Origin of the sequence: Acuticoccus sediminis, from assembly GCF_003258595.1 — a bacterium.
GTDB classification, from domain to species: domain Bacteria; phylum Pseudomonadota; class Alphaproteobacteria; order Rhizobiales; family Amorphaceae; genus Acuticoccus; species Acuticoccus sediminis.
On record NZ_QHHQ01000042.1, the window covers coordinates 1 to 1,118 of the forward strand.

The 1,118-nt window shown below is 62.3% G+C and carries 2 protein-coding genes; both read left to right on the forward strand.

What is annotated here, in order from left to right; genetic code table 11:
* The first annotated feature begins 238 nt into the window (after window positions 1-238).
* The gene (locus tag DLJ53_RS34585) at window positions 239-811 is read left to right on the forward strand and encodes a recombinase family protein (RefSeq protein ID WP_111352845.1); all 573 of its coding nucleotides are present in this window, start codon (window positions 239-241) and stop codon (window positions 809-811) included.
* Window positions 811-1,068: a WGR domain-containing protein gene (locus tag DLJ53_RS34590; protein ID WP_111352846.1), complete on the forward strand. Its 258-nt coding sequence runs from the start codon at window positions 811-813 to the stop codon at window positions 1,066-1,068. Before DLJ53_RS34585 ends, DLJ53_RS34590 begins: the two co-directional genes overlap by 1 nt.
* The last annotated feature ends 50 nt before the right edge of the window (window positions 1,069-1,118 follow it).

The window sequence follows — 1,118 nt, forward strand, 5'->3', positions numbered from 1 at the left end:
TCCTTCTGGAGGTCCTGGCAGGCTTGTCACCCGCCTCGATACGCCGCCTTCCTCAAACCGCCATCACCCAGCTTCGGCCATAGCTCGGCTTCGGCGCGATAGAGCATCATCATAAGTCATGTAGATTCTGATTTTACGACTTATGCAACACGCCAAGAAGAAGATGAGCCTTTCTGCGGTGTGGCTATGTTGCACATTCTCGTTGCGGGTTTGAAGCCGTTTCGGCACCCTGTGAGGGATGCTGATTGGATACGCCAGAGTCTCGACACCATCCCAGAACCTCGATCGTCAGATCGGAGCGCTCCGGTCTGTCGGCTGCGATACGATCTTCCGTGAGAAGGCCTCGGGTAAGGCGGTTAAGAACCGGCCGCAGCTCGAACGCGCCATTGACGCAATCGGCACCGGCGACATCCTCATCGTCGCCGAATGGGATCGTGCCACACGTTCGATGATGGACGGCATCAACATCATGCAGCGCATTGCCGAGCGCGGCGCCGCCATCAAGGTGCTCGACAAGCCGCATCTCGACCTCACGACGCCCATCGGCCGCGGCTTCCTCGCGTTCCTTTCGGCATTGGCCGAGGACGAGCGAGGCCGGATCGTGCAGCGTGCTGCCGATGGTCGGTTGGTGGCGCGGGAGCGCGGGGTCAGGTTCGGGCCGAAGCCCAAGCTCAGCGAACATCAGCGTAAGAAAGCGCTAGATCGACTGGCGGCCGGCGAGAGCTGCCGGGAGATCGCACGCGACATGGGCGTGTCCGCTTCGACCATATCGCGGCTTCAGCGGCCGGTCGGCGAAGGAGAGCCAGTCTGATGCAGCTCAATCTCTTCCCGACCGACGTCCACCTCCGCTGCATCGACGAGGCGAACAACAAGCGGCGCTTCTACGTCCTATCGGTGCAGCCGACGCTCTTCGGCGACTGGGTGCTCGTACGCGAGTGGGGGAGGATCGGTCGCTCGGGTCGTCGGCGGCACGACCACTACCAGTCTGCAGGCTCGGCCCTCGACGCGCTTCAGGAGCTCGCGCGACAGAAGTGCCGACGGGGCTACAAGGCGAGCAGGGCCGTTTGACGTTGCGACCGGCATTGCCTGCAACCATGTAGCAACGTATCTACATGGCG